General features: G+C 70.2%; 23 protein-coding genes. 16 read left to right on the plus strand and 7 right to left on the minus strand.

Annotation, left to right across the window (positions count from 1 at the left end; all coding sequences use genetic code 11):
- Positions 1–39 precede the first annotated feature (39 nt).
- A complete protein-coding gene (locus AB8M46_RS18695) occupies positions 40–603 on the minus strand; it encodes a TetR/AcrR family transcriptional regulator (RefSeq protein WP_037337429.1) in 564 nt (187 codons plus the stop codon).
- A gap of 88 nt (positions 604–691) precedes the next feature.
- On the opposite strand from AB8M46_RS18695, the gene AB8M46_RS18700 reads away from it, so the two are divergent.
- Together AB8M46_RS18700 and AB8M46_RS18705 are read left to right on the plus strand one after the other, a co-directional pair.
- Complete coding sequence (locus AB8M46_RS18700; RefSeq protein ID WP_394361724.1) at positions 692–1,576, plus strand: alpha/beta fold hydrolase; 885 nt, start codon at positions 692–694, stop codon at positions 1,574–1,576.
- Positions 1,573–2,193 carry a VC0807 family protein gene (locus AB8M46_RS18705; RefSeq protein ID WP_394360961.1) on the plus strand — a complete coding sequence of 207 codons (621 nt, stop codon included), beginning with the start codon at positions 1,573–1,575 and terminating at the stop codon, positions 2,191–2,193. The genes AB8M46_RS18700 and AB8M46_RS18705 overlap by 4 nt, the downstream gene beginning before the upstream one ends.
- Positions 2,194–2,199: 6 nt before the next feature.
- Here AB8M46_RS18705 and AB8M46_RS18710 read toward each other — a convergent pair whose 3' ends face one another.
- Complete coding sequence (locus AB8M46_RS18710; RefSeq protein ID WP_037337435.1) at positions 2,200–2,997, minus strand: hypothetical protein; 798 nt, start codon at positions 2,995–2,997, stop codon at positions 2,200–2,202.
- Between the two features lie 119 nt (positions 2,998–3,116).
- Here AB8M46_RS18710 and AB8M46_RS18715 point away from each other — a divergent pair, with 119 nt between their 5' ends.
- The 4 genes from AB8M46_RS18715 to mshC all read left to right on the plus strand — a co-directional run bounded on the left by AB8M46_RS18715 (position 3,117) and on the right by mshC (position 8,566).
- Positions 3,117–4,514 (plus strand): ATP-binding protein, encoded by a 1,398-nt coding sequence (locus tag AB8M46_RS18715; RefSeq protein ID WP_037337436.1) that lies wholly within the window; start codon positions 3,117–3,119, stop codon positions 4,512–4,514.
- Positions 4,511–6,469, plus strand: coding sequence for a VWA domain-containing protein (locus AB8M46_RS18720; protein WP_394360962.1), 1,959 nt, complete (start codon positions 4,511–4,513; stop codon positions 6,467–6,469). Before AB8M46_RS18715 ends, AB8M46_RS18720 begins: the two co-directional genes overlap by 4 nt.
- A gap of 19 nt (positions 6,470–6,488) precedes the next feature.
- Positions 6,489–7,253 (plus strand): MerR family transcriptional regulator, encoded by a 765-nt coding sequence (locus tag AB8M46_RS18725; protein ID WP_037337443.1) that lies wholly within the window; start codon positions 6,489–6,491, stop codon positions 7,251–7,253.
- A 74-nt stretch (positions 7,254–7,327) separates the two neighbouring features.
- On the plus strand, positions 7,328–8,566 hold the full coding sequence (mshC, locus tag AB8M46_RS18730; RefSeq protein ID WP_394360963.1) for a cysteine--1-D-myo-inosityl 2-amino-2-deoxy-alpha-D-glucopyranoside ligase: 1,239 nt from the start codon (positions 7,328–7,330) through the stop codon (positions 8,564–8,566).
- A 72-nt stretch (positions 8,567–8,638) separates the two neighbouring features.
- Here mshC and AB8M46_RS18735 read toward each other — a convergent pair whose 3' ends face one another.
- Entirely contained in the window at positions 8,639–10,246 is a 1,608-nt protein-coding gene (locus tag AB8M46_RS18735) for an ABC-F family ATP-binding cassette domain-containing protein (RefSeq protein ID WP_394360964.1), read from the minus strand.
- Positions 10,247–10,506: 260 nt separating this feature from the next.
- On the opposite strand from AB8M46_RS18735, the gene AB8M46_RS18740 reads away from it, so the two are divergent.
- From AB8M46_RS18740 to AB8M46_RS18750, 3 genes are read left to right on the plus strand one after another with little or no spacing between them, the layout of a single operon-like run.
- Positions 10,507–11,085 carry an ArsR/SmtB family transcription factor gene (locus AB8M46_RS18740; protein ID WP_394360965.1) on the plus strand — a complete coding sequence of 193 codons (579 nt, stop codon included), beginning with the start codon at positions 10,507–10,509 and terminating at the stop codon, positions 11,083–11,085.
- Positions 11,082–12,320: an MFS transporter gene (locus AB8M46_RS18745; protein WP_394360966.1), complete on the plus strand. Its 1,239-nt coding sequence runs from the start codon at positions 11,082–11,084 to the stop codon at positions 12,318–12,320. The genes AB8M46_RS18740 and AB8M46_RS18745 overlap by 4 nt, the downstream gene beginning before the upstream one ends.
- 15 nt (positions 12,321–12,335) lie before the next feature.
- A complete protein-coding gene (locus AB8M46_RS18750; protein ID WP_038513915.1) occupies positions 12,336–13,160 on the plus strand; it encodes a metallophosphoesterase in 825 nt (274 codons plus the stop codon).
- A gap of 82 nt (positions 13,161–13,242) precedes the next feature.
- Here AB8M46_RS18750 and AB8M46_RS18755 read toward each other — a convergent pair whose 3' ends face one another.
- On the minus strand, positions 13,243–14,142 hold the full coding sequence (locus AB8M46_RS18755; RefSeq protein WP_037337460.1) for a PAC2 family protein: 900 nt from the start codon (positions 14,140–14,142) through the stop codon (positions 13,243–13,245).
- A 178-nt stretch (positions 14,143–14,320) separates the two neighbouring features.
- On the opposite strand from AB8M46_RS18755, the gene AB8M46_RS18760 reads away from it, so the two are divergent.
- From AB8M46_RS18760 to hisG, 5 genes are all read left to right on the plus strand, one after another.
- Positions 14,321–15,001, plus strand: coding sequence for an HAD family hydrolase (locus AB8M46_RS18760; RefSeq protein ID WP_394360967.1), 681 nt, complete (start codon positions 14,321–14,323; stop codon positions 14,999–15,001).
- Positions 15,002–15,057: 56 nt separating this feature from the next.
- The gene (locus tag AB8M46_RS18765) at positions 15,058–16,521 is read left to right on the plus strand and encodes an AlkA N-terminal domain-containing protein (protein WP_394360968.1); all 1,464 of its coding nucleotides are present in this window, start codon (positions 15,058–15,060) and stop codon (positions 16,519–16,521) included.
- 14 nt (positions 16,522–16,535) lie between these two features.
- Positions 16,536–17,027 (plus strand): methylated-DNA--[protein]-cysteine S-methyltransferase, encoded by a 492-nt coding sequence (locus AB8M46_RS18770; RefSeq protein ID WP_350581268.1) that lies wholly within the window; start codon positions 16,536–16,538, stop codon positions 17,025–17,027.
- A gap of 72 nt (positions 17,028–17,099) precedes the next feature.
- The gene (locus AB8M46_RS18775; RefSeq protein ID WP_016334149.1) at positions 17,100–17,363 is read left to right on the plus strand and encodes a phosphoribosyl-ATP diphosphatase; all 264 of its coding nucleotides are present in this window, start codon (positions 17,100–17,102) and stop codon (positions 17,361–17,363) included.
- Positions 17,364–17,395: 32 nt separating this feature from the next.
- Positions 17,396–18,241: an ATP phosphoribosyltransferase gene (gene hisG / locus AB8M46_RS18780; RefSeq protein ID WP_037337473.1), complete on the plus strand. Its 846-nt coding sequence runs from the start codon at positions 17,396–17,398 to the stop codon at positions 18,239–18,241.
- A 71-nt stretch (positions 18,242–18,312) separates the two neighbouring features.
- Here hisG and AB8M46_RS18785 read toward each other — a convergent pair whose 3' ends face one another.
- The 3 genes from AB8M46_RS18785 to AB8M46_RS18795 form a co-directional block, all read right to left on the minus strand.
- Entirely contained in the window at positions 18,313–19,248 is a 936-nt protein-coding gene (locus AB8M46_RS18785) for a ParA family protein (protein WP_037337476.1), read from the minus strand.
- A 67-nt stretch (positions 19,249–19,315) separates the two neighbouring features.
- Positions 19,316–20,101: a thioesterase family protein gene (locus AB8M46_RS18790; protein ID WP_394360969.1), complete on the minus strand. Its 786-nt coding sequence runs from the start codon at positions 20,099–20,101 to the stop codon at positions 19,316–19,318.
- 9 nt (positions 20,102–20,110) lie between these two features.
- Complete coding sequence (locus AB8M46_RS18795) at positions 20,111–21,004, minus strand: RecB family exonuclease (protein ID WP_037337482.1); 894 nt, start codon at positions 21,002–21,004, stop codon at positions 20,111–20,113.
- Positions 21,005–21,132: 128 nt separating this feature from the next.
- Between AB8M46_RS18795 and AB8M46_RS18800 the strand changes: the two genes are divergently transcribed.
- Together AB8M46_RS18800 and AB8M46_RS18805 are read left to right on the plus strand one after the other, a co-directional pair.
- The gene (locus AB8M46_RS18800; RefSeq protein ID WP_394360970.1) at positions 21,133–22,284 is read left to right on the plus strand and encodes a M50 family metallopeptidase; all 1,152 of its coding nucleotides are present in this window, start codon (positions 21,133–21,135) and stop codon (positions 22,282–22,284) included.
- Positions 22,285–22,341: 57 nt separating this feature from the next.
- Positions 22,342–23,166 (plus strand): tRNA (adenine-N1)-methyltransferase, encoded by an 825-nt coding sequence (locus AB8M46_RS18805; RefSeq protein WP_394360971.1) that lies wholly within the window; start codon positions 22,342–22,344, stop codon positions 23,164–23,166.
- The last annotated feature ends 346 nt before the right edge of the window (positions 23,167–23,512 follow it).

Here is a 23,512-nt window from a genome sequence, read left to right on the forward strand (position 1 = left end):
GCCTTCACGGACCTGGGGCCAGATGTCGGGCTCGCGAGATCAGGCGGCGATCCTCGACAGGTGCAGATCGATCAGGGCGATCGCCTCGTCGCCGGACTGGTAACCGAGTAGCACCGCGTCACCGAGGCCGGCGACCAGCGCCAGCAGAAGGGTGGCTTCGGCGGCCGGGTCGACGGACTGGGCGAGATCGCCGTCCGCTTGGGCGGCGGCGATCAGGGCCGCCACCGTGTCGCGAAGCAGTCCGTGGCCGGTCCGGAAGTGACCCGCGATCTCCGGATCCTTGAGCGCGCGCACCAGGAAGGCGTTGGCGACCAGCGCGTCGTCCCGTCCGGCGTCGTCGAGGGGGAGCAAGGCGACGAGCAGGTCGCGGACACGAAGCGGGGTGGCGATGCGCTCCTCGATCCCACCTCGGAGGGTGGTCGCCGCGAACCGCAGCATGTCGTCCCGTGACGCGAAGTAGTGCTGGACGAAGCCTTTCGAGATACCGGCTTCGGCCGCGACTTCGTTCAGGCTGACCCCTTCGAGTCCCCGGTCGGCCGCGATGCGGCGAACGGCCGCGGCGATCTGCCGCCGCCGGTCCTCGTGATCGACTCGCTTGGGCACCCACTCCTCCTTTTGGCAGTCCGATCGGATTGCAAACTTCTCACCGACTGTTTACAATCCGATCGTACCGTAAAGAGGAGGGGTGCGAATGAAGGTGGGCGGTTTCGCCTCGTCGGCGGCGCGAGCCGAGTACGAGGTCGTCTATGACCGAGGTTTGGCGGCCTTGCCCGCGCCGACCGGTGTGCACGACATCCAGACGGCGTTCGGAGTGGCGCGCGTGTACCGGTTCGGTGAACCGGGCGGGACACCGATCGTGCTGCTGCCCGGTCGCGCGGGCACCGCGGTGATGTGGGAGCCCAACCTCGCGGCGCTGCTCGGGCACGGCGAGGTCTACGCGGTGGACCTCATCGGTGAGCCGGGCCGCAGCGAACAGACCGTCCCGATCCGCGACGGCGCGGATCAGGCCGCTTGGCTGACCACGGTGCTCGCGGAATTCGATCTGCCCTCGGTGCACCTGATCGGGTATTCGTTCGGTGGCTGGCTCGCCGCCAACCTCGCGGTGCGGGCGCCGGAACGGCTGAGGTCGCTCACCGTGATCGACCCCGTGCTGACCTTCGGCGGACTGACCCCGGGACTCGTCGTCCGCGCCACCCTCACCGCGATCCCCGTCGTCAACCGCTGGGCCCGGCCGTCGTTCCTCAACTGGATCTCCGGTGGCGCGGAGGTCGACGCCACGGATCCGGTCGCGCGGGTGATCGACGAGGGAATGCGGACCTACCGCATCGCCCTGCCGTCGCCGAAGTTGTTCACCGACGAGCAGTTGCGCTCGCTGCGGATGCCCGTGCTGGCCCTGATCGCCGGGCGCAGCGTCATCCACGATCCGGACCGCGCGGCCGCCCGCGCCCGCGAGCTTCTGCCGCGGGGACAGGTCGAACTGTGGCCGTCGGCGACCCACGCCATCGCCGGTGAATCCGCGGCCGAGGTCAACGCGCGCGTCCTGAAGTTCCTGGCCGACTGCGAAGCGGACTCGTGACCGCGCGCGGCAGGAATCCCGCGCTGTCGTTGCTGCTCTGGGACGTGGCGCTCCCGCTGGCCGCGTACTACGGGCTCCGGCTGGCCGGTCAGAGCGAGCAGATTTCGCTGCTCGCCGGGGCGGGACTGGCGGCGGCGCGGATCGGGTGGGTCGCCGTTCGCGACCGGTCGTTCGACGGCTTCGCCGCGTTGCTGGCCGGTGTGCTCGGGGTCGGACTCGTGCTCTCGCTGGTCACCGGTGACGTGAAGTTCTTGCTGCTGAAGGAATCCTTCGCCACCGCGACCGCCGCGATCGTGCTGTTGCTGAGCTGCTTCGGCCGCACGCCCATGATGCTCGTCGCGGTGCGGGCCGGTTCCAGCGCGGCGAAACGCGCGGAGATCGACCGCCTCAGTGACGAGGTCCCCGCCTTCCGGCGGGCGTTCACCCGGATGTCGGCGGTGTGGGGAGTGGCGCTGCTGCTGGAAGCCGCGGCCCGGGTGCCCCTGGTCTACACCCTGTCCGCCGACGTGATGAACGCGCTCAGCGTGATCCTGCTGCTCGCCGTCATCGGCGGGCTTTCGCTGTGGTCCGTCCGGTACGCCGAACGGATCCGGCGGGAGCACACCGTGGCCGCCTGAACCCGGCTACGGGTGCCTGTCACCCTGCTCGGCGAACACCCGCACCGCTTCGTTGATCGCCGCGCACCGGGCGTTGCGGACGGCTTCGGTCAGCGGCCGCAGGGCCTCCGCCCGCCGAAGCGCCGCCGACGACGAGAGCGCGCCACCCGGATCATCGGATTCCGCGATGGCGAGGATCGCCGCGATCTCCTGGGACCGCTGGAGCACCCGCAGCGCCCGGCTGGGCATTCCGGCGGGCCAGGGCGCGTCGGTGGCCGCGCGGAGCCGTGCCGAGAGCTCGGCACGCACCCCCGGCCGTTCGCTGGCGACGTCCAGCGCCTGCAGCGCACCCGCGCTCGCGCGGATCGCGTCGGTCAGGCCGTGTTCCGCCTCGCCCAGCGGGCGGTATTCGAGGACGCCGGGCATGGGCACCGAGTACACGGTCCAGCGCATGAGACCTTCGGCGATCGCCTCGGGGACCACCCCGTAACCGAGATCCGGCAGCACGACGGCCTCGCCGGTCCGCAGCGCCGCCTTGGCGAACGGCCCGCCGCCACCCAGCCCCCGCACGTCCCCGGGCACCGGGAGCACCAGCTGCATGCTCTTCGCCCCCTGCGAACGGAGGGCGAGCAGCAGCTGGACCGGGGTCGCGGCCCGGTTGAACGCGAGCGGCAGGTCGAACGCCTCGGCGGCGGCCGCGTCCGCGGCGACGAAGTCGTGGGCTTCGCCCCAGACCTGCAGGGCGTCAAGGATGTCGTCGGAGGCCGCGGCTCCGTTCAGCCACGCCGAAGACCAGACCGCGAGGGTCGCACTAGGACGGCACACCGGACTGATTTTAGTCGTGCTTTCGGTAAGACCAGGAAAGGGTCGCGTTGGTCTTTCGACGCGGAGCTGGAGTTGCTTCACGTCGACAGCGGCCACGCCCGCGACGTAGCGTCGAACGGGTGAACGATGTTCCCGCAAACCTGCCCCGGACCGCCGGGGACCTCCGCGCGGCGGGTCACCTGCCGCGGTCGATCAACCAAGAACTGCACGACAACCTGCTCGCCAAGCTGCGTGACGGCGAAGACGCCTGGCCCGGGATCGTCGGCTTCTCCCGCACGGTGCTGCCGCAACTGGAACGCGCGCTGCTGGCCGGCCACGACGTCGTCCTCCTCGGCGAACGCGGCCAGGGCAAGACCCGGCTGCTGCGCACCCTCGTGGGACTTCTCGACGAATGGACGCCCGTCATCGAGGGTGCCGAGCTGGGTGAGCACCCGCTCGACCCGATCACCCCGGAATCGCGCCGCCGCGCCGCCGAACTCGGCGACGCCCTCCCTGTGACCTGGCGTCACCGCGAAGACCGGTACACGGAGAAGCTGGCCACGCCGGACACCTCGGTCGGTGACCTCATCGGCGACGTCGACCCGGTGAAGGTCGCGGAAGGCCGCAGCCTTGGCGATCCCGAGACGATCCACTTCGGACTCGTGCCGCGCGCCCACCGCGGCATCGTGGCGATCAACGAACTGCCGGACCTCGCCGAACGCATCCAGGTCGCGCTGCTGAACGTGATGGAGGAACGCGACATCCAGGTGCGCGGCTACACCCTGCGCCTGCCGCTGGACGTGCTGCTGGTGGCGACCGCCAACCCCGAGGACTACACCAACCGCGGCCGTATCATCACCCCGCTCAAGGACCGGTTCGGCGCCGAGATCCGCACCCACTACCCGCTCGACGTCGAGGCGGAGATCGCGGTCGTGCGGCAGGAGGCCCATCTGGTCGCCGAGGTCGGCGAGCCGCTGCTGGAGGTGCTCGCCCGGTTCGTGCGGAACCTGCGTGAGTCGCCGGTGATCGACCAGCGGTCCGGCGTTTCGGCCCGGTTCGCCGTCGCGGCGGCGGAAACGGTCGGTGCCGCGGCGCTGCGCCGCTCCGCGCTGACCGGCGAGGAGCCCGCTGTGGCGCGCCCGGTCGATCTCGACGCCGTGCCCGCCGTCCTGCGCGGCAAGCTCGAATTCGAGCCGGGGGAGGAGGGACGCGAGACCGAACACCTCGTGCATCTGCTGCGCCGGGCGGTCGCGGAGACGGCCCGCTCGCGGTTCGCCGGCCTGGACCTGCTGCCACTGGCCGACGCCGTCGAGTCCGGGCATCTTGTCGCCACCGGGGAACGTGTACCCGGCAAGGACGTCCTCGCCGCGCTGCCGGAACTGCCGGTCCTGCACGACGTCGCCGCGCGTGCGGGCGTCGCACCGGACGAACCGGCCGGGCGTATCGCGGCCGCGGTCGAGCTGGCGCTGGAATCCCTGTTCCTGTCGAGGAGACTCGCCAAGGACTCGGACGACTCGACGACCGTCTACGGCCGATGAGTTTCCTCCCGGAGGGGTATTCGTACGGGCCGTGGCACGACGGTCCCGATCCGCTGGCGCCGCCCGCGGATCTGCGGGACGCGCTCGACGAGATCGGTCGCGACGTCATGGCCGGCGCCTCGCCCCGGTCCGCGCTCGAAGAGCTGCTGCGGCGCGGCACCCCGCGCACCGCGGGGCTCGACGAACTGACCAGGCGGCTCTGGCAGCGGCGGTCGGAGATCCAGCGACGGCACCGGCTCGACGGCACGCTCCAAGAGGTCCAGCGGCTTCTCGGCCAGGCGCTGGAGGCCGAGCGGCGCGAGTTGTTCCCCGATCCGGACGACGACGCCCGTTTCCGCGAGGCGCAGCTGGACGCGTTGCCACCGGGGACGGCCGCGGGGGTGCGCGAACTCGCCGAGTACGACTGGCGTTCGCGGGAGGGCAGGGAGAACTACGAGAAGATCCGCGACCTGCTCGGCCGTGAGCTGCTGGATTCCCGGTTCGAAGGGATGAAGGAGGCGCTGCGGAACGCCGGGCCGGAACAGGTCGAGCAGGCGAACCGCATGCTCGCCGACCTCAACGACCTCCTGGCCGCGCACGCCCAGGGCCGTGAGGACGTCCCGGAACGGTTCGCGGAGTTCATGCGCCGGCACGGCGAGTTCTTCCCGGAGAACCCGAAGAACGTCGAGGAGCTGATCGACGTCCTCGCCGCCCGCGCCGCGGCCGCGCAACGGATGCTGAACTCGATGACTCCCGAACAGCGGGCCGAACTGGCCGAACTGTCCCAGCAGGCGTTCGGCGACCCTCGGCTCGCGCAGCAACTGTCCACTTTGGATGCCCAGCTGCGGTCGCTGCGGCCCGGCGAGGACTGGACGTCTTCGGAACGGTTCCGTGGCAACGATCCGATGGGCCTCGGCGAGGGTGCCCGGGCGATGTCCGATCTCGCCGAACTCGACGCGCTGGCCGAGCAGCTCGGCCAGTCGTATCCCGGCGCCAGGCTGGAGGACATCGACGTCGACGCGCTCGAACGCCAGCTCGGGCCGGACGCCGGGGTCGACGCGCGGCGGCTGTCCGAACTGGAACGCGAGCTTCGGCGGCAAGGACTTTTCGAACGTGCTCCCGATGGCACGCTTCGCTTGTCGCCCAAGGCTTTGCGGCGGCTGGGCGAGACGGCTCTCGCGGACGTCGTGAACACGCTGCGGGGCAAGACCGGGCAGCGGGAGACCGAGTCCGCCGGCGCCGCGGGCGAACCGACCGGCGCGACCAGGCCGTGGCGGTTCGGGGACATGCAGCCGTGGGACGTCTCCAGGACGGTCCGCAACTCCGTCCTGCGCTCGGTTTCGGTGGGGGAGCGATCGGTCCGGATGGACGTCTCCGACGTCGAGGTGATCGAGACCGAGCACCGGTCGCGCGCGGCGGTGGCGTTGCTCGTGGACACCTCGTGGTCGATGGTGCAGGAGGGCCGCTGGCTGCCGATGAAGCGGACGGCGCTCGCGCTGCACCAGCTGATCAGCACCCGGTTCCGCAACGACGCTCTCCAGCTGATCACCTTCGGCCGTTATGCGACATCGGTCGAGCTGGCCGAACTGGTGGGCCTGGAAGGCGCTTGGGAACAGGGCACCAACGCCCACCACGCGCTGCTCCTGGCCGGACGGCATCTGCGGCGGCATCCCGACGCGCAGCCGGTGGTCCTGATGGTCACCGACGGCGAGCCGACCGCGCATCTGGAACCGGACGGTTCGGCGGAATTCGACTATCCGCCCCAGCCGAGGACGTTGCTGAAGACCCTGTCCGAAGTGGACCGGATGGCGAAACTGGGCGCGTCGGTGACGGTCTTCCGGCTCGGGGACGACCCGCGGCTGACGGAGTTCGTCGACCTGCTCGCTCGCCGCTCCGGCGGCCGGGTGGTCGCTCCCGACCTCGACGGGCTCGGTGCCGCCGTGGTCGGCGACTACCTGCGGACCAGGAAGCGCTGAACTCGCCTACGCTGGCCCGATGGGGTATCCGGTCGGGAAGGTGGCGGCGCTCTCGGGCGTCACCGTGCGCACGCTGCACCACTACGACGAGATCGGCCTGCTGTCCCCGAGCGGGCGGACGGCCGCGGGGTATCGCAGCTACAGCGACGACGACCTCGACCGCCTCCAGCGCGTCCTGTTCTACCGGGAACTCGGCTTCGGCCTCGAAACGATCGCGAAGGTGATCGAAGACCCGGGCGTGGACGCGCTGGAGCACCTGCGGCGTCAGCGCGCGTTGCTCGCCGACCGGATCGGCGAGCTGACGCGGATGGCCGAATCCGTCGAGCGGGTGATCGCGGCGAAGGAGGCCGGGAACGCGCTGACCCCGGAGGAGCGGTTCGAGGTCTTCGGCGAGTTCCGTGAGCCGGAGGGCTACGCGGAGGAGGCCGTCCGTCGATGGGGTGATACCCCGCAGTGGCGGGCGGCGGCCAGGCCGCGGTCCAAGGAGGAATGGCTCGAAGCGGAGAAGAGCCGGGAGGACTGGGTCCGGCGGCTGCTCGCCGTCTTCGACTCCGGCGCGCCCGCCGACAGTTCTTCGGCGATGGACCTCGCCGAAGAACACCGCCGGATGCTCGCGGCGTTCATGGGCGACTGCGACCTCACGACGCACCGCGAGCTCGCCCGGCTGTACGCGACCGAACCGGTCCAGCTCGGCTTCCTGGTGCGCGAGCCGGACCAGCGGCCGGGCCTCGGCGAGTACATCCGGGACGCCGTCCACGCCAACGCGGACCGGGCCGCCGGATAGCGGTCCGGTTACTCCGGCCGTGTTCGTCTCCCACCGGGCGGGAACGGCGCGGCGGCTCCGCTTACAGTCGGGGTATGCAGACTTGGTCATCGGTCGACGTGCCCCGTATCCCCGGCACCCCCCGTCCGCTGCGGCTCCACGACACCGCGACGGGACAGATCCGTCCCACCGCGCCCGGGCCCACCGCCCGGATGTACGTCTGCGGCATCACGCCGTACGACGCCACCCATCTGGGGCACGCGGCCACGTACCTGACGTTCGACCTGGTGAACCGCCTGTGGCGGGACGCCGGGCACGAAGTCCACTACGTGCAGAACGTGACGGACATCGACGAGCCCCTGTTGGAGCGCGCCGAGCGCGACAAGGACGACTGGGTCGTCCTCGGCATGCGTGAGACGGCGCTGTTCCGCGAGGACATGACCGCGTTGCGGGTGCTGCCGCCGCGGCAGTTCGTCGGGGCCGTCGAGAGCATCCCGGAGATCGTCGAGGTCATCGCCAAGCTGCTGGCCAACGGCAGCGCCTACCGTGCGGACGATGCCGAATACCCGGACATCTACTTCGACCACAACGCCACCGGGCACTTCGGTTCCGAGTCGAACTACGACGCCGAGACCATGGCGAAATTCTTCGCCGAACGCGGCGGCGACCCGGACCGTCCCGGCAAGCAGCACCCGCTGGACGCGCTGCTGTGGCGGATGGCGCGGCCGGGCGAGCCTTCGTGGGAGTCCGAACTGGGCGCGGGCAGGCCCGGCTGGCATATCGAGTGCAGCGCGATCGCGGTCAACCGGCTCGGTCTCGGCTTCGACGTCCAGGGCGGCGGCTCGGACCTGATCTTCCCCCACCACGAGTACAGCGCCGCGCACGCGGAGGCCGTCGCGGGGGACAGGCCGTTCGCGCGGCACTACGTGCACGCCGGGATGATCGGCCTCGACGGCGAGAAGATGTCGAAGTCGCGCGGGAACCTCGTGTTCGTCTCGCGGCTGCGCGCCGACAAGGTCGACCCCGGCACGATCCGGCTCGCGCTGTTCGCCGGCCACTACCGCGAGGACCGGCCGTGGACCGCGCAGTTGCAGTCGGATGCCGAAGCACGGCTGGCGCGTTGGCGTGAAGCTGTTTCCCTCGCCACGGGCCCCGCCGCGGAGGACACCGTCGCGCGGCTGCGTGACCACCTCACCGACGACCTCGACACGCCCAAGGCGCTCGCGGCCGTCGACGCCTGGGTGGAGCAGGCGCTGAACCGCTCCGGCACCGACCCGGCCGCGCCCGGGCTGATCCGGAACGCGGTCGACGCACTGCTCGGCATCGAGCTCTGAGGAACGTCAGGAAAGGGTCGTTCAGGACATCTTTCGTCCTGAACGACCCTTTCCTGACATCCGTATAACGCCCTACACGGCGACGCGACCGGCTTCCAGCCGCAGGTGGTCACCCGCCCAATCGCGCCGCAGCCATCGATCGTGGGACGCGATGACGACGGCACCCGGCGCGGAATCGAGCGCGGTGAACAACTCCTCGGCCAAGGTGAGCGAGATATGGTTCGTCGGCTCGTCCAGCAGGAGCACCTCCGGCGGGTCGGCGATGAGCAGCGCCAGCGCGAGCCGCCGTCGCTGCCCGACGGACAACGCGCCCACCCGCGTCCCGAGATCGCGCGGGGCCAGCAGCCCCAGCCCGCGCAACGGGGGAGCGTCCTCGCCGAGGGCTTCGGCGTAGGTCCGTTGAGCGGTCTTCTCCGGCTCGGCGAACACGACGTCCTGTGCCAGCAGGCCGATTCGAACGCCGCGTCCGGAAAGGACGGTGCCGGAGTCCGGGGTCAGCGAGCCGGCGAGGACGGACAGCAGCGTCGACTTCCCGGCGCCGTTGCCACCGGTGATCAGGAGCCTCGACGTCGTCGTGATGTCCAAGGTCGACAACCGCAGCCGTCCCGCGATCTCGATGTCCCGTACCGAGATCGCCGTCTTCCCCTCACCGGGCTCGCCGGTCAGATCGCCCTGGAACCGCAGCGGCGCGGGCGGTTTCCGCACCTGATCGCGTTCGAGTTCGTCCAGCCGCAGCTGGGCGTTGCGGACCCGGCGTGAGATCTGCTTCTGCACCCTCCCGGTCTTGAAGTCGTAGAGCATCTTGGCGTTGTCACGCTGCGGACGGTTGTGCGCGACGTTGCGCGCGGTGACGGCCACCGATTCCCGCAGTTCCTTGAGCTCGTCCTGCTCCTCGGCGTACCGCTGTTCCCAGCGCGCCCGTTCGGCCCGTTTCTGGTCCAGGTAGTCGGAATACGTGCCGCCGTACCGGGTCGGGCCGCCCAAAGCCGGGTCGAGGTCGACGATGTCGGTGCACACCGCGTCGAGGAACACGCGATCGTGCGACGACAGCACGAGGACCCCGGTCAGCGAAGCGAGATGCTGTTCGAGGAACTCCATCGCGGCGTCGTCGAGGTGGTTCGTCGGCTCGTCCAGGACCAGGGTGCCCGGCCGCCGGATCAGCAACGCGGCGAGGCCGAGCCGCGACCGCTGGCCGCCCGACAACGTGCCCAGTTCGCGGGCCGGGTCGATCCCGGCCAGCCCGAGCCCCGCGCACACGACCTCGGCGCGCCGGTCGGCGTCCCACAGGTCGTGCGCCTGGGCCCATTCGAGCACCGTGCCGTACTCGTCGAGCACGGCGGCGTCGTCCGGATGCCGGGCGAGCGCCGCGGTCAATTCGTCGAGTCTCGCCGACGCCCGCCGGATTTCGGCGAGCGCGTCGTCGATGACGTCGGCGAACCTCGCCGTGAGCGGGAAAGGCAACTCCTGCAAGAGGAATCCGAGGTCGTCGCCGCGGAGCACCTCGCCACCCTGCGGCTCTTCCACTCCGGCCAGCAGGCGCAGGAGCGTGGACTTGCCGACGCCGTTCTCGCCGACCAGCCCGAGCCGCTGCCCGGCCGAAGCCGTGAGGTTCACGCCGTCGAGGACGACGCGGGCACCGTAGGAGTGGACGAGGTCCTTGGCGATCAGGGAAAGAGACATACGACATCACCGTGTTTCTTCGGACATGGGGGAACCCCGCCGGGCTTCGTGGCTTGCGGGAGCTGTGCTCGACCGGAGCCGCCTCGGAACGGGGAAGGTGCGATGTCAGTTGTCCATGATGCGGAGAGTCTAACGCAACACCAGTAGCATTAGTCAACCCCCTTCTTGTGCGTCGAGACGTGATTCGCTTGACAGCGGTGCGGTCGCCTGTGAATCTGAAAGAGAACTTTCGAAAGAAGTCTTTCAGATTGGATCGGTCGATGGCCGGGTTACCGCCGCGCAAGCGGATCGAAGACGTCGAGCTGATGCGGGCGTTGGCGCATCCGCTGCGTTCGGCACTGGTGGACCACCTCATGGCGGTCGGCCCGCGGACCGCCAGCGAGTGCGCGGCGGCCGTCGGCTCGACCGCCTCGAACTGCAGCTGGCATCTGCGTCAGCTGGCGCGGCACGGTCTCGTGGAGCGGGTCGAGGGGGAGGACGGGCGGGAGCGGCCGTGGCGGGCGTGCCAGGTCGGCATCGAGTTCGGTGACGACCCGGAGCTGCACGGCGCGCAGCTGGCGGTCGTGGGCACCACCCTCGCGCGGGAAAAGGAGCTGACCGAGCGTTATCTCGACGCCGCCGACCGGCTCGGCAAGGAGTGGCGGGACGCTTCGGGGATCAACACCTACTCGCTGCAGGTGACCGCCGGCGAGCTGGACGAGCTGGTCCGGCGGATCGACGCGCTCGTGCGGCCCTACGTCGGCGCGATCCGTGAAGACGCTCCCGCGGAGGCGCTCCCGGTCCACTTGGGGCTGCGGGCGTTCCTCCGCATCGACGCCGAGGGGAAACCGGGCAGATGAAACCGTTGAGGGAACCCGCGTTCGCGCGGTTGTGGATCGCCGCGTTCTTCTCCGAGACCGCCGAGTGGATGCTGCAGATCGCGTTGCCGGTGTTCGTCTTCCAGGCGACCGGTTCGGCGGCGACCACGGCGTTGAGCATCGTCCTGGGCCTGGTGCCCGCGGTGCTGCTGAGCCCCGTCGCCGGTGTGATCGCGGACCGCTGGAACCGGCGGCTGGTGCTGTGCGTGGTGTGCGCGGGACAGGCGTTCGTGGCCTTGCCGCTGTTGTTCGTCGCGTCCGGCGGCCCGGTCCACGTGATCTACGCGGTGATGGCCGCGCAGGCGGGCCTGGCTTCGTTGTTCGAGCCCGCGCGCAACGCGCTCGTGCCCGAACTGGTCCCTCCCGGCGAGCTGATCGGCGCCAACGGCCTGATGAGCATCAACGGCAGCGTCGCTCGGCTCGCCGGTGGCTGGGCGGGCGGTCTCCTGCTCGGGTTCGGCGGCCTGGGCTGGGTCGTGGTCGCCTATCTCGGCGTGCTGGTGATCGGCTCCGCCCTCCTGGCGCGCCCGTTCCAGCGTGTCGCGGCGCCGAAAGCGGCCGGACCGCACGAACCGGTGTTGCGAGCGTGGCTCGACGGGCTTCGCGAGATCGGCCGCGAAGGACGCCTTCGCCTCGCCGGTGTCGTCGTGGTCCTGACGTCGCTGGCACAGGGGATGTTCCTGGTGCTGTTCGTGGTCTTCGTGCTCGACATCCTCGACGGCACCGAAGGCGACGTCGGCCTCCTGCGCGGCGTACAGGCGCTCGGCGGGCTGGCCGCGGGGTTCGCCGTCGCCACCGTCGCCCGCAAGGTCGCGCCCGCCGCACTGCTCGGCTGGGGCGGGCTCGCGCTCGGCCTGCTGTCGGCGCTGATCTGGAATCTGCCCGCGCTGACCGCTTCGCTGGGCGTTTTCATCGGGCTCTTCGGCCTGGTCGGCGCACCCGGGGTGCTCGCCGGATCCGGGTTGCTCTCGCTGGTCCAGACCGCCGCGTCCCCGGCACGCTCCGGCCGCGTGCTGAGCACCGTCTTCGCGGGGACCGCGGGGTTCACGGCGCTGGGCGCGTTGCTGACCGGCTGGCTGCTGAACGTGCTGGGCACGGGGGTCCTGTTGAACGTCCAGGCGGGTTTGCACACCCTCTCGGCGTTGATCGTGCTGGCCGTGTCGGCTTCGGGAAGGCTGCGCGGTAAGGCAATTCCGGCGGTTCCCCGGACCGGGTGAAGCTACGGTGGTGGAGTGCCGCATCTCTTCGCCACCAGCGACCTCCACGTCACCCATGAGGGCAACGCCCCGCTCGTCGACGAGGTCGTCCCCCGGACCCCCGACGACTGGCTGCTCGTGGCCGGTGACGTCGCCGAACGCGCCGAATCCGTGATCGGGGTGCTCAAGACCTTGCGTGAACGTTTCGCGAAGGTCGTCTGGGTACCCGGCAACCACGAGCTGTGGACCACCCAGAAGGATGAATGTCAGCTGCGCGGGCAGGCGCGCTACGAGCATCTGGTGGAACGCTGCCGCGAGATCGACGTCCTCACCCCGGAGGACCCGTATCCGGTGTGGGAACACCAGGAGAAGCCGCTGACGATCGCGCCGCTGTTCGTCCTGTACGACTACAGCTGGCGGACCCCGCTGGCCGACGGGCTGCCGATGCTGGCGGCCATCGAGCAGGCGCGCGAGGCGGGCGTGCTGTGCACGGACGAGTTCTTCCTGCACCCCGATCCGTATCCCAGCAGGCAGGCGTGGTGCGCCGACCGGGTGAAGATCAGCACGGAGCGGCTGGAGGCGATCCCCGAGGACCACGGGACGATCCTCATGTCGCACTGGCCGCTGCACCGCCACCCGACCGAACCGCTGTACTACCCGGAGTTCGCGCTGTGGTGCGGGACGACCGAGACCGAGGACTGGCACCTGCGTTTCCGTGCCGAGGTCGCCGTCTACGGGCATCTGCACATCCCGCGCTCCACGGAGGCTGACGGCGTGCGCTTCGAAGAGGTCTCGCTCGGCTATCCGCGTGAGTGGCGGAAGCGGGCGCGGGGGCCGATCCCGCTGCGGCGCATCTTCTGACCCCCTGCCGAATGCTATGAACGGTCCGTTCCTTGCAAAATTTGCAAGGAACGGACCGTTCATAGCGCTTGAAGGGACGCGATCAGCCCCGTCCGGGACCGTCCTGGCCGGGACGGCGACGCCGCAGGTACCGCTCGAACTCGGCCGCGATCTTGTCCCCGCTGACGTCGTCCAGCGTGAACTCGGTCTCCGCGTCGCCGCGCTCCTCGAGCCCCCGGACGTACTCGCTGATCTCCTCGTCCTCCTCGGCCATCTCGGTGACCGTCCGCTGCCACTCCTCCGCCTGCTCGGGAAGGGCGCCGAGCGGGATCTCGACGTCGAGGACGTCCTCGAGTTTGTGCAGCAGCGCCAGCGTGGCCTTGGGCGATGGCGGATGCGAGACGTAGTGCGGCACGGCCGCCCAGATCGAGACCGCCGGGACCCCCGCCTGCACGCAGTAGTCCTGCAGGACTCCGACGATGCCGGTCGGCCCCTGGTAGTTGTTCAGCTCCAGCCCGAACTGCGAAGCGGTGTCCTTGTCGTACGCCGTCCCGGTGACCGGGACGGGCCGGGTGTGCGCGGTGTCGGCCAGTAGCGCGCCGAGGGTGACGACGGTGGAGACCTCCAGCTGCTGGATGTGCTCCAGCAGTTCGGCGCAGAAGGCGCGCCAGCGCATGTTCGGCTCGGGCCCCTGCACCAGCACGATGTCCCGGCTGAAGCCCTCCGGGCGGCACACCGAGAGCCGCGTGGTCGGCCAGTCGACCCGCCGGGTGACGCCGTCCACCATGCGCACGGTCGGTCTGCTGACCTGGAAGTCGTAGTACTCGTCAGGACTCAGCTCGCTCAGTGGGGTCGCATCCCAGTTGAGCTGGAGATGCTCGACCGCCCGGCTGGCCGCGTCACCTGCGTCGTTCCATCCTTCGAAGGCGACGATCATGATCGGCTTGGTGTCATCCGGGTGGTCGCGGCCGGGCCGCTGGGTCTCGTCGACGGGCTCACTCACCGGACCAGCCTACGACCAGGCGGCCGTGCGCCGTTGGGCATGTCCGGTGGCGTTTCGCGGGCGCGAACCGCGCGGAGCCGACGCAATGCGACATTTCGGGCGCCTACCTGGCCGTCGACGTGAATCCGTCTCGGCTACCGTGGGCTCCGGAAGGCCTGACCGAACGTGAGGGGGAGCCGTGACCGAACCGTCCACACCGGACGGACTCGCCGCCGTGCTGTGGGACATGGACGGCACGCTGGTCGACTCGGAGAAGCTGTGGGACGTCGCGCTCTACGAGGCCGTCGAAAGCCTCGGCGGCAGCCTGACCGAGGAACAGCGCCTGAGTCTCGTCGGGTCCAATATGGACGACACGGCCACGTTCCTCCTCGAAGTGTGCGCCAGGCCCGTGACACCCGAGTCGATCGCGGAGATGGGGGAGTGGATCCGCCGCCGCACGGCAAACCTCTTCGACGGTCCCCTCCCGTGGCGCCCCGGCGCGCAGGAGCTGCTCGAACTGTTGCGCGCCAACGGTGTCCCGATGGCGCTGGTCACCTCCACCGAACGGTCGCTGACCGAACTCGCGCTCAACACCATCGGCCGCGACTACTTCGCCGCCACGGTCTGCGGTGACGAGGTCGATGGTCTGAACAAGCCGCACGCGAGGCCGTATCAGCTGGCCACGGAGTTGCTGGGAGTCCCGGCTTCCCGGTGCGTGGCGATCGAGGATTCACCGCCCGGCGCGGCTTCCGCGGCCGCCGCGGGCTGCACGGTGGTGGTGATCCCGAACGACGTCGACGTCGAACCGGGAGAGCGGCGGGTGTTCCGTTCGTCGCTGGTCGGGCTCGACGTGCCGGCGCTGACCGCGCTCCTGCCCTGACCGCCATGTCGCATTTCCGCTAGACCGCACCCGGTGCGGTCGGTGATGCTGGCCTGGTGCATGAGGATTTCGAACGCTGCGTCCGGGCGGTCCAGGCGAAGGACGCCCGGTTCGACGGCTGGTTCTTCACCGCCGTCCTGACGACGCGGATCTACTGCCGGGCGAGCTGTCCGGTCGTCCCGCCCAAGCCGGAGAACATGTCGTTCTACCCGAGCGCGGCGGCCGCGCAGGAGGCCGGGTTCCGTGCCTGCAAACGGTGCCGCCCGGACGCGAGCCCCGGGTCGCCGCAGTGGAACGAGCGCGCGGACCTGGTGGCCAGGGCGATGCGGCTGATCGCCGACGGCGTCGTCGACACCGACGGCGTGAGCGGGCTGGCCGCCCGGCTCGGCTACAGCGTCCGGCAGGTGGAGCGGCACGTGCGCGCCGAACTCGGCGCGGGCCCGCTCAGCCTCGCCCGTGCGCAACGGGCGCAGACGGCGCGGCTGCTGATCGAGACGACCGGCCTGTCGATGATCGACGTCGCCCTCGCCGCGGGGTTCGGCAGCGTCCGGACCTTCAACGACACCGTCCGCGAGGTCTTCGCCCTGTCCCCGACGGAACTGCGGGCCCGCGTCCGCACCGCGCCGGCGACCGCGCCCGGGACACTCAACCTGCGCCTGCCGTACCGGAAGCCGCTGTTCCCGGACAACCTCTTCGGGCATCTCGTCGCGACCGGCGTCCCCGGTGTCGAGGAATGGCGCGACGGCGCGTACCGCCGCACGCTGCGGCTCCCGCACGGCGCGGCCATCGTCGCGCTCAAGCCGGAAGACGGGTACATCGGCTGCCGGCTCACGTTGTCGGATCTGCGGGATCTGTCGACCGCGATCAGCCGCTGCCGCCGTCTGCTCGACCTCGACGCCGACCCGGCCGCGGTCGACGAAGCGTTGTCCGCGGACCCGCTGCTCGGCCCGCTCGTGGCCGCCGCGCCCGGCAGGCGGGTGCCGAGGACGGTCGACGGTGACGAGTTCGCCGTCCGGGCGGTCCTCGGGCAGCAGGTGTCCACCGCGGCCGCGCGAACCCACGCCGCCCGGCTGGTGCTCGCGCACGGTGAGCCCGTCGACGATCCGGACGGCGGCCTCACCCACGTCTTCCCGGACGCCGCCGCGCTGGCGGAAATCGATCCGGAAAGCCTCGCGATGCCGCAGAGCCGCAAGCGGACCCTGCTCGGCCTCGTCGCCGAACTGAACGACGGCGGACTCGACCTCGGCGCGGGAAGTGACTGGCAGTCGGCCCGCGAGCGGTTGCACGCGTTGCCCGGCTTCGGCCCGTGGACCGTCGAGAGCATCGCGATGCGCTCGCTCGGCGACCCCGACGCCTTCCTGTCGACCGACCTCGGCGTCAAAGTCGCCGCGAAGGGGTTCGGACTCGGCCCGGCGGCGTTCGCCGCGCACGCGGAACGCTGGCGCCCGTGGCGCGCCTATGCCGTCCAGCACCTTTGGGCGACCGGAGATCACCCGATCAACAAGCTGCCCGCCGCCTGACTCCGAGGAACGCCATGCGCACGCACACCGTCATCGACAGCCCCTACGACAAGCTGACCCTGGTCGCGGACGGCGAAAGCCTCTGCGGGGTCTACATGGTCCAGCAGCGGCACCGTCCGGCCGAGGAGAGCTTCGGCCACCCGGACCCGGGCGCGCCGATCTTCGTCGACACCGAGAAGCAGCTGAAGGAGTACTTCGCCGGACAGCGGAAGGAATTCGATCTTTCGCTGAGCTTCGGCGGCACCGAATTCCAGCGGATGGTCTGGGAAGGCCTGCTCGGGATCCCATATGGCGAGACGGTTTCCTACGGTCAGCTCGCCGACCGTTTGGGCAGGCCCACCGCGTCGCGCGCGGTCGGCCTCGCGAACGGGAAGAACCCCATCAGCATCATCGTGCCCTGCCATCGCGTGATCGGGTCGAACGGCGATCTCACCGGTTACGGCGGTGGCGTCGAACGGAAACGGCACCTGCTCGACTTCGAACGGGGCGGCGCCGCGCTGTTCTGAAGTGTGACGCGAGCGGCAACACACCGGCCCGGGGCAGCGCGACGCGGGCGCGGATGGAAGGATCTCCAGACCGTGAAGACCTTCGATGAGCTGTTCGCCGAGCTTGCCGAGCGCGCCCGCACGCGCCCTGACGGTTCCGGCACCGTCGCCGCGCTGGACGCGGGAGTGCACGCGCAGGGCAAGAAGGTGCTCGAAGAGGCGGGCGAGGTGTGGATCGCCGCCGAGCACGAATCCGACGACAGGCTCTCCGAGGAGATTTCACAGCTGCTGTACCGCGTACAGGTGCTCATGCTCGGCCGAGGACTGTCGACAGAGGACGTGTACCGGTACCTGTGACGCGTTCGCGTCCGGAGAACCAAGGAGAAGCAATGCTGCGTGTCGCCGTGCCGAACAAGGGAGCCCTCGCCGCCGCCGCGTCGGAGATGCTCGGAGAGGCCGGCTACCGCAAGCGACATGAGGCCCGCGACCTGACCGTGCTCGACACGGTCAACGAGGTCGAGTTCTTCTTCCTGCGTCCCAAGGACATCGCGATCTACGTCGGATCCGGCGAACTGGACCTCGGCATCACCGGCCGCGACCTCGCGCTCGACTCCGGCGCCCCGGTCGAGGAGATCCTCGGCCTCGGCTTCGGCGGTTCCACCTTCCGGTACGCCGCGCCGGCGGGCCGGGAGTGGCGGGCCGAAGACCTGCAGGGCAAGCGGCTCGCGACGTCGTACCCGCGGCTCGTGCGCGAGAACCTGAAGCAGCACGGGGTGGAGGCGGAGGTCATCCGCCTCGACGGCGCCGTCGAGATCTCGATCCAGCTCGGCGTGGCCGACGCCATCGCGGACGTCGTCGAGTCGGGACGTTCGTTGCGCCAGCACAACCTCGTGGCCTTCGGGGACCCGATCTGCGTGTCGGAGGCGGTGCTGCTGCAGCGGGCGGGCACCGAGCACACCCGGCCCAAGGATCAGCTGAAGGCGCGGCTGCAGGGTGTCGTCTTCGCCCAGCACTACATGATGCTGGACTACGACTGCCCGCGGTCGCTGCTCGACGCGGCCATCGCGATCACGCCGGGTCTCGAGTCGCCGACCGTCGCGCCGCTGGCCGACGCGGACTGGGTGGCCGTGCGGGCGATGGTGCCGCGCAAGGAGGTCAACCGGATCATGGACGAGCTCGCCGAGACCGGCGCCAAGGCGGTCCTCGCTTCGGACATCCGGGCCTGCCGCCTCTGACCCCGCTCCAGACGCCATGAAGGGTCCTTTCCTTGCAAAATTTGCAAGGAAAGGACCCTTCATGGCATTGGCTAGCGGGGCCGGTTGGGCTTCTTGGGCATCAGGTCGTAGAGCTTCTTGCGCGCCCCGTTGTCCTTGGCGCTGCGAGTCACCGAGACCTCGGTGATGAAGTCCTCGAAGACGAACTCCTCGTCCGCGGGCACGATCGCCGCGGCCGGATGATTCCGCAGGTAGCCGTCGAGCGTCTCCGCGATCTCCCGGAACGACAGTGCCTGCAGCGTTTCCGGCGCGTACGTCGTCACCGGAACGCCGTGCGCGGCGGCCTCGTTCATCACGACGCCGAGCGGGACGTGCGACAGCATCGGGATCCCGAACGCGTACAGCTCCTGCAACGCCGCGGCCGCGTAATGCGAGATCGGGCGGCGGTACAGCCCCGGCACGAGACCGTAGTAGGCGATCGGCGGACGGCCGACGGTCTGTTCGACGTAACGCACCTGGTCCGAAAGCAGGCGCAGCGCGCGGATGCTCGTCCGGTCCGGCTGCACCGGCACGAGGATCCCGTGCGAAGCGGCGAGCGCGTTGTTGGTCAGCACGTCGAGCGCGGGCGGGCAGTCGATGATGATGTGGTCGTAGTTGGCGAACTGGATGACCCTGGCCAGTTGCCAGCCGGGCACCCGGAACTGGTCCAGCCGCCGGATCAGGTCGAACATCCCCGGCGAGGTCGGGATGACGTCGAACGCGCCGCCCCGCCCGAGATTGCTGCGCGGATGCCGGACGACGAGTTCCTCGATCGGGCCCTTCCACACCTTGGTCAGGGCTTTCGCGAGGCTGGGCATGTCCGGTGCCACCTCGTCCAGGCCGAGGAGTTCAGTGGTCGCGTGGCCCTGTGGGTCGAGGTCGATCAGCAGCACCCGGCGGCCGCGTTCGGCCAGTGCGGCCGCCGCGCCCACGCTGAGTGAGGTCTTGCCGACCCCGCCTTTCTGGTTGACCACCGAGGTGATCTGCATGCCGAAGCGCTCCCTGTGTCTGTTGTTCCGGGAAGGCTATTGGAAACCCGCCGAGAAAGCGCGTCTATCAGCCCGCCTGTCGCGGTCGCACCAGCAAGGCCTGCGCCCCGGAGGCGATCGGGCCCGACGTGTCGTGCAGCGTCGTCGTCGCCGTGCCGATCCCGTTCGGGCCGACCAGGGTGGCCGCGTCGACGCCGATCCAGTCGCCGAGGGGCGGACGGCGGAGGTGCACGGTCAGCTCGGAGTTGATGAACCACCACTCCCGCGGGTCCAGGAAGTTCGAGATCCCGTTGCCGGAATCCGCCAGCACGAACAACCGCTGCAGCGGGCTCGGCTTCTCCCCGTCCACGAGCGCGACGCGCTGCCTGCCCCAGACGGTCGCGGGGCCGGGTTCGTCCAGCGCACCCTTGACGCTGCGCCACTCGACGGCCTGCAGGTACCCGCCGAGCCAGCCCTCGGGCCAGTTCGACGCGGGCAGCCCGTCCGGCGACGGCAGCGCGGGAGCATCCGCCGTGGCCACCGCGGTGGTGTCCGACGTCGCGATGCGCCACGCCGAAGCACGGGCGACGACCCGCTCGCCGTGGGAGAGCTCGGCCGTCAGCCACTCGACCGATCGGCCCGGCCGTTCCACCCGGGCCCGTACCGACAGCTCCTTCAGCGGCGCGGGCCCGAGGATCTCGACCGTCACCCGGGCCAGCTGACTCGCGTGGGGCGCCTCGACCTCTTCGAGCGCGCGGACCAGCAACGCCGAGGGCGGCCCGAAGTGCTGCGCGTCCGGGGTCCACGGGCCGGCGGTGTGCGGGGTCGGAAGGAAGACGCCGTCACCTGACGGCACGTAAAAAGCGTCTGTCACATAAGCACCCTAATCCGCACGGTCCAATACGGACTCCTCGCCGGGATCCGGCTCCGGCCAGCCCGGGTACGGCGGGGGAGTGCCGCCGTACTGCGGGCAGAGGGCCTGGTGATCGCACCACGCGCAGAGTTTGCTCGGATTCGGTCGGAAGTCGCCGGTCTTGCCCGCTTTGAGGATCGCCTGCCAGATCGCCTCCAGCGTGCGCTCGAAGCGGATCAGCTCGCCCTCGTCGGGTGTGTAGGCCAGGGACTGCCCGTCGGTGAGGTACATCAGTTTCAGCTGGCGCGGCACGACACCGCGAAGCCGCCAGAGGACCACGGCGTAGAACTTCATCTGGAACATCGCCTTGGCCTCGCCGATCTCGCGGGGCGCGGCACCGGTCTTGTAGTCGACGACGCGGATCTCACCGGTCGGCGCCACGTCCAGCCGGTCGACGTAGCCCCGGAGCAGCACTCCGGATCCCAGTTCGATCTCGACGTGCAGCTCACACGCTTCCGGCTCCAGGCGGCGCGGATCCTCCAGGCCGAAGTAGGTGTCGACGAGCTGCTCGGCCGACGCGAGCCACGACGTCACGGCCTCGGGATCCTCCTGATCGAACAGCTCGATCCACTCCGGACGCTCCGAAGACAGCTCCTCCCACGCCGGCGCGAGCAGCTCCTTGGCCTGCGGCGGCGTGCGATCGGCCTGCGGAAGGGAGAACAGGCGCTCCAGCACGGAATGCACCAGCGTGCCGCGCAGCTGGGCCTTGGTCGGGATCTCGGGCAGTCTGTCGACCGCGCGGAAGCGGTAGAGCAGCGGACACTGCTTGAAGTCGCTGGCACGCGACGGGGACAGGGCCGGCCGACGGCGCGGGACTTCGGCGCCGGGCGGCGGATCGGCGGTGACCGTGTCGGTGTCGGGCATGGGGGAAGCGTATCGCCGGGTACCGACAGTTTCGGGACCGCGACGGACCGGAGTGGCATGACCGACACCACCCGGACGGGAAGGGCGGGTTACCGGCACCCCACACCTGGGCATCTACGCTTCGACACATGGCGGTGACGGGTGAGCAGGGCCCGCCTCGACGAGGCGTGGCACCAGAGGGTGGGCTCCTGCTGTTCCGGGTCTCCGGGATCCCCGTGCTGCTGGCCCCTTCGTGGTGGATCGGCTCCCTGATCATCGTGGTGCTCTACACGCCGCTGGTCGGCCGGATCCTGCCCGGCGTCACCACGCTGACCTCCTGGCTGCTGGCCGCCGCGTTCGCGGTCCTTCTCGGACTGTCGGTGCTCGCGCACGAACTCGGGCACTGCCTGGTCGCGCTGCGCCTCGGCATCCCGGTCCGGCGCCTGCGGTTGTTCCTGCTCGGCGGCCTCTCCGAGGTCGCCAGGACTCCCCGCCAGCCTCGGCAGGAAGGGCTCGTCGCCGCCGCGGGACCGGTGGTTTCGTTGCTGCTCGGCGGATTCTGCGGACTGCTGATGTTCGCCGTCCCGCCGGAGAGCGCCGCCTGGCTGCTCATCGCCGAATGCGCCGTCGCGAACTTCGCCGTCGGGATCTTCAACCTCCTTCCCGGACTTCCGCTCGACGGCGGACGGCTGGTCCGCGCCGGGGTCTGGGCCGCCACGGGACGCCGCGAGAAGGGCACGCGCGCGGCGGTCGTCGGCGGCGGTGTCGTCGCGGCGGGCCTGGTCGTCTGGGCGCTGTGGGGGTTGGCGGCGGGCAGCGAGGACCGTTGGCTCCGCCTCGGTGTCTGCGTCGTGACCGCGTGGTTCGTGATCCTCGGCGCGCGAAGCGAACTCGCCGCCGAAACACGCCGAGGCTGGCCGGAAGGCGTACGGCTGAGCGAACTCATCCGGCCCGTTCTCCAGCTTCCCGCGGAAAGCCCCGTCTCGGACGCGCTGGCCGCTTCGGCGGGCCGTGGGGTGGTCCTGGTGCGCGCCGACGGCGTCGCCGCCGGGCTGCTCGACGAGACGGCCGCCGCACAACTGGCCGGGACGTCGCCGCACGCGCCCGCGGAGATGGCCGCGGAGCCGATCCGCGCCGACACCGTGCTGCTCTCCTCGGAGTCGGGGGAGGAGATCGCCGAGCGGGTCAGGGAAACCGCCGCGTGGCAGTTCCTCGTCGTGGACGACGAAGGCAGGCCCGCGGGGGTGCTGCGGCGGGAAGACCTGCGCGCCGCGATGACCCGGAGCCGACCCCCGGCGTAGCGCGGTACGGCCACCTGCGAGGATCGGTCGTCGATCATTCGCGCGTATGGAGGTTCAGTGTCGGTCCGTGGGCCGTTTCGTGTTGGTGACCGGGTTCAGCTGACCGACTCCAAAGGGCGGCACTACACCATGGTGCTCGCCGAGGGACAGCAGTATCACACCCACCGCGGCGCGCTGGCGCACGACGACGTGATCGGTGCGCAGGAGGGTTCGGTCGTCACTTCGGCCGGCGGCAGCCACTATCTGGCGCTGCGCCCGCTGCTGCCCGACTACGTGTTGTCGATGCCGCGTGGCGCGCAGGTGATCTACCCGAAGGACGCCGCGCAGATCGTGATGTGGGGCGACATCTTCCCGGGGGCGCGGGTGCTCGAGGCCGGTGCCGGTTCCGGCGCGCTGACCTGCTCGCTGCTGCGTGCGGTCGGTTCGGAAGGCACCGTGCAGTCCTACGAGATCCGGGACGACCACGCCGAACACGCCGAGCGGAACGTGGAGACGTTCTTCGGCCACAAGCCGGACAACTGGTCGCTGACGGTCGCGGACCTGTCGACGCACACCGGCGAGGTCGACCGCGTCGTCCTCGACATGCTGGCGCCTTGGGACCAGCTGGAGACGGTCGCCGCGCATCTCGTGCCCGGCGGCGTGCTCACGGTCTATGTGGCGACGGTCACACAACTTTCGCGGATCACGGAAGCCCTGCGGGATCAGCAATGCTGGACCGAACCGGAGTCGTGGGAGACCCTCATGCGGCCGTGGCACGTCGTGAGCCTCGCGGTGCGGCCGGACCACCGGATGGTCGCGCACACCGCGTTCCTGCTGACGGCGCGCCGTCTGGCGGACGGGACCGTGTCGCCCCGGGTCCACCGGCGCTCCGGCAAGGGCTGATCGATACTGGTGGCCGTGCTCGCCTGAAGGACCCTTTCCCGGCACCTGGCGCAGGGCACCGGCGAAGTCGTATGAGCGCTGGTCGATGCCACTCTTGGTGATTCGGACCGGATCTTCGAACGGGGCGGTTGGCAGGAGGCTCGACCGGATTATGTCCACAAAGGACACCAGTCGTGTCTTGGGTTCTTCTGGCCTCGGGGTGGCTGAAGGGGCCTTTCACCGCATGGGGCGAGGGTAAAGCGCCCATCGTCACATGCGATGAGGGGGATGTGCCGTGAATGCCCGCAGGGACGCTCTTCGCCGGCTGAATGTCTGATTGATGTCTACATGCCCGATTTGTCGAAAG

The organism is Amycolatopsis sp. SB7-3, from assembly GCF_041021335.1.
Lineage (GTDB): Bacteria > Actinomycetota > Actinomycetes > Mycobacteriales > Pseudonocardiaceae > Amycolatopsis > Amycolatopsis japonica.

Coding starts and splice junctions, on each gene's coding strand:
- AB8M46_RS18725 (WP_037337443.1), top strand. CDS start 6,489: ATGGGGTATCCGGTCGGGAAGGTGGCGGCGCTCTCGGGCGTCACCGTG.
- mshC (WP_394360963.1), top strand. CDS start 7,328: ATGCAGACTTGGTCATCGGTCGACGTGCCCCGTATCCCCGGCACCCCC.
- AB8M46_RS18770 (WP_350581268.1), top strand. CDS start 16,536: ATGCGCACGCACACCGTCATCGACAGCCCCTACGACAAGCTGACCCTG.
- AB8M46_RS18700 (WP_394361724.1), top strand. CDS start 692: ATGAAGGTGGGCGGTTTCGCCTCGTCGGCGGCGCGAGCCGAGTACGAG.
- AB8M46_RS18795 (WP_037337482.1), bottom strand. CDS start 21,004: ATGCCCGACACCGACACGGTCACCGCCGATCCGCCGCCCGGCGCCGAA.
- AB8M46_RS18745 (WP_394360966.1), top strand. CDS start 11,082: ATGAAACCGTTGAGGGAACCCGCGTTCGCGCGGTTGTGGATCGCCGCG.
- AB8M46_RS18735 (WP_394360964.1), bottom strand. CDS start 10,246: ATGTCTCTTTCCCTGATCGCCAAGGACCTCGTCCACTCCTACGGTGCC.
- AB8M46_RS18800 (WP_394360970.1), top strand. CDS start 21,133: ATGGCGGTGACGGGTGAGCAGGGCCCGCCTCGACGAGGCGTGGCACCA.
- hisG (WP_037337473.1), top strand. CDS start 17,396: ATGCTGCGTGTCGCCGTGCCGAACAAGGGAGCCCTCGCCGCCGCCGCG.
- AB8M46_RS18740 (WP_394360965.1), top strand. CDS start 10,507: ATGGCCGGGTTACCGCCGCGCAAGCGGATCGAAGACGTCGAGCTGATG.
- AB8M46_RS18720 (WP_394360962.1), top strand. CDS start 4,511: ATGAGTTTCCTCCCGGAGGGGTATTCGTACGGGCCGTGGCACGACGGT.
- AB8M46_RS18785 (WP_037337476.1), bottom strand. CDS start 19,248: ATGCAGATCACCTCGGTGGTCAACCAGAAAGGCGGGGTCGGCAAGACC.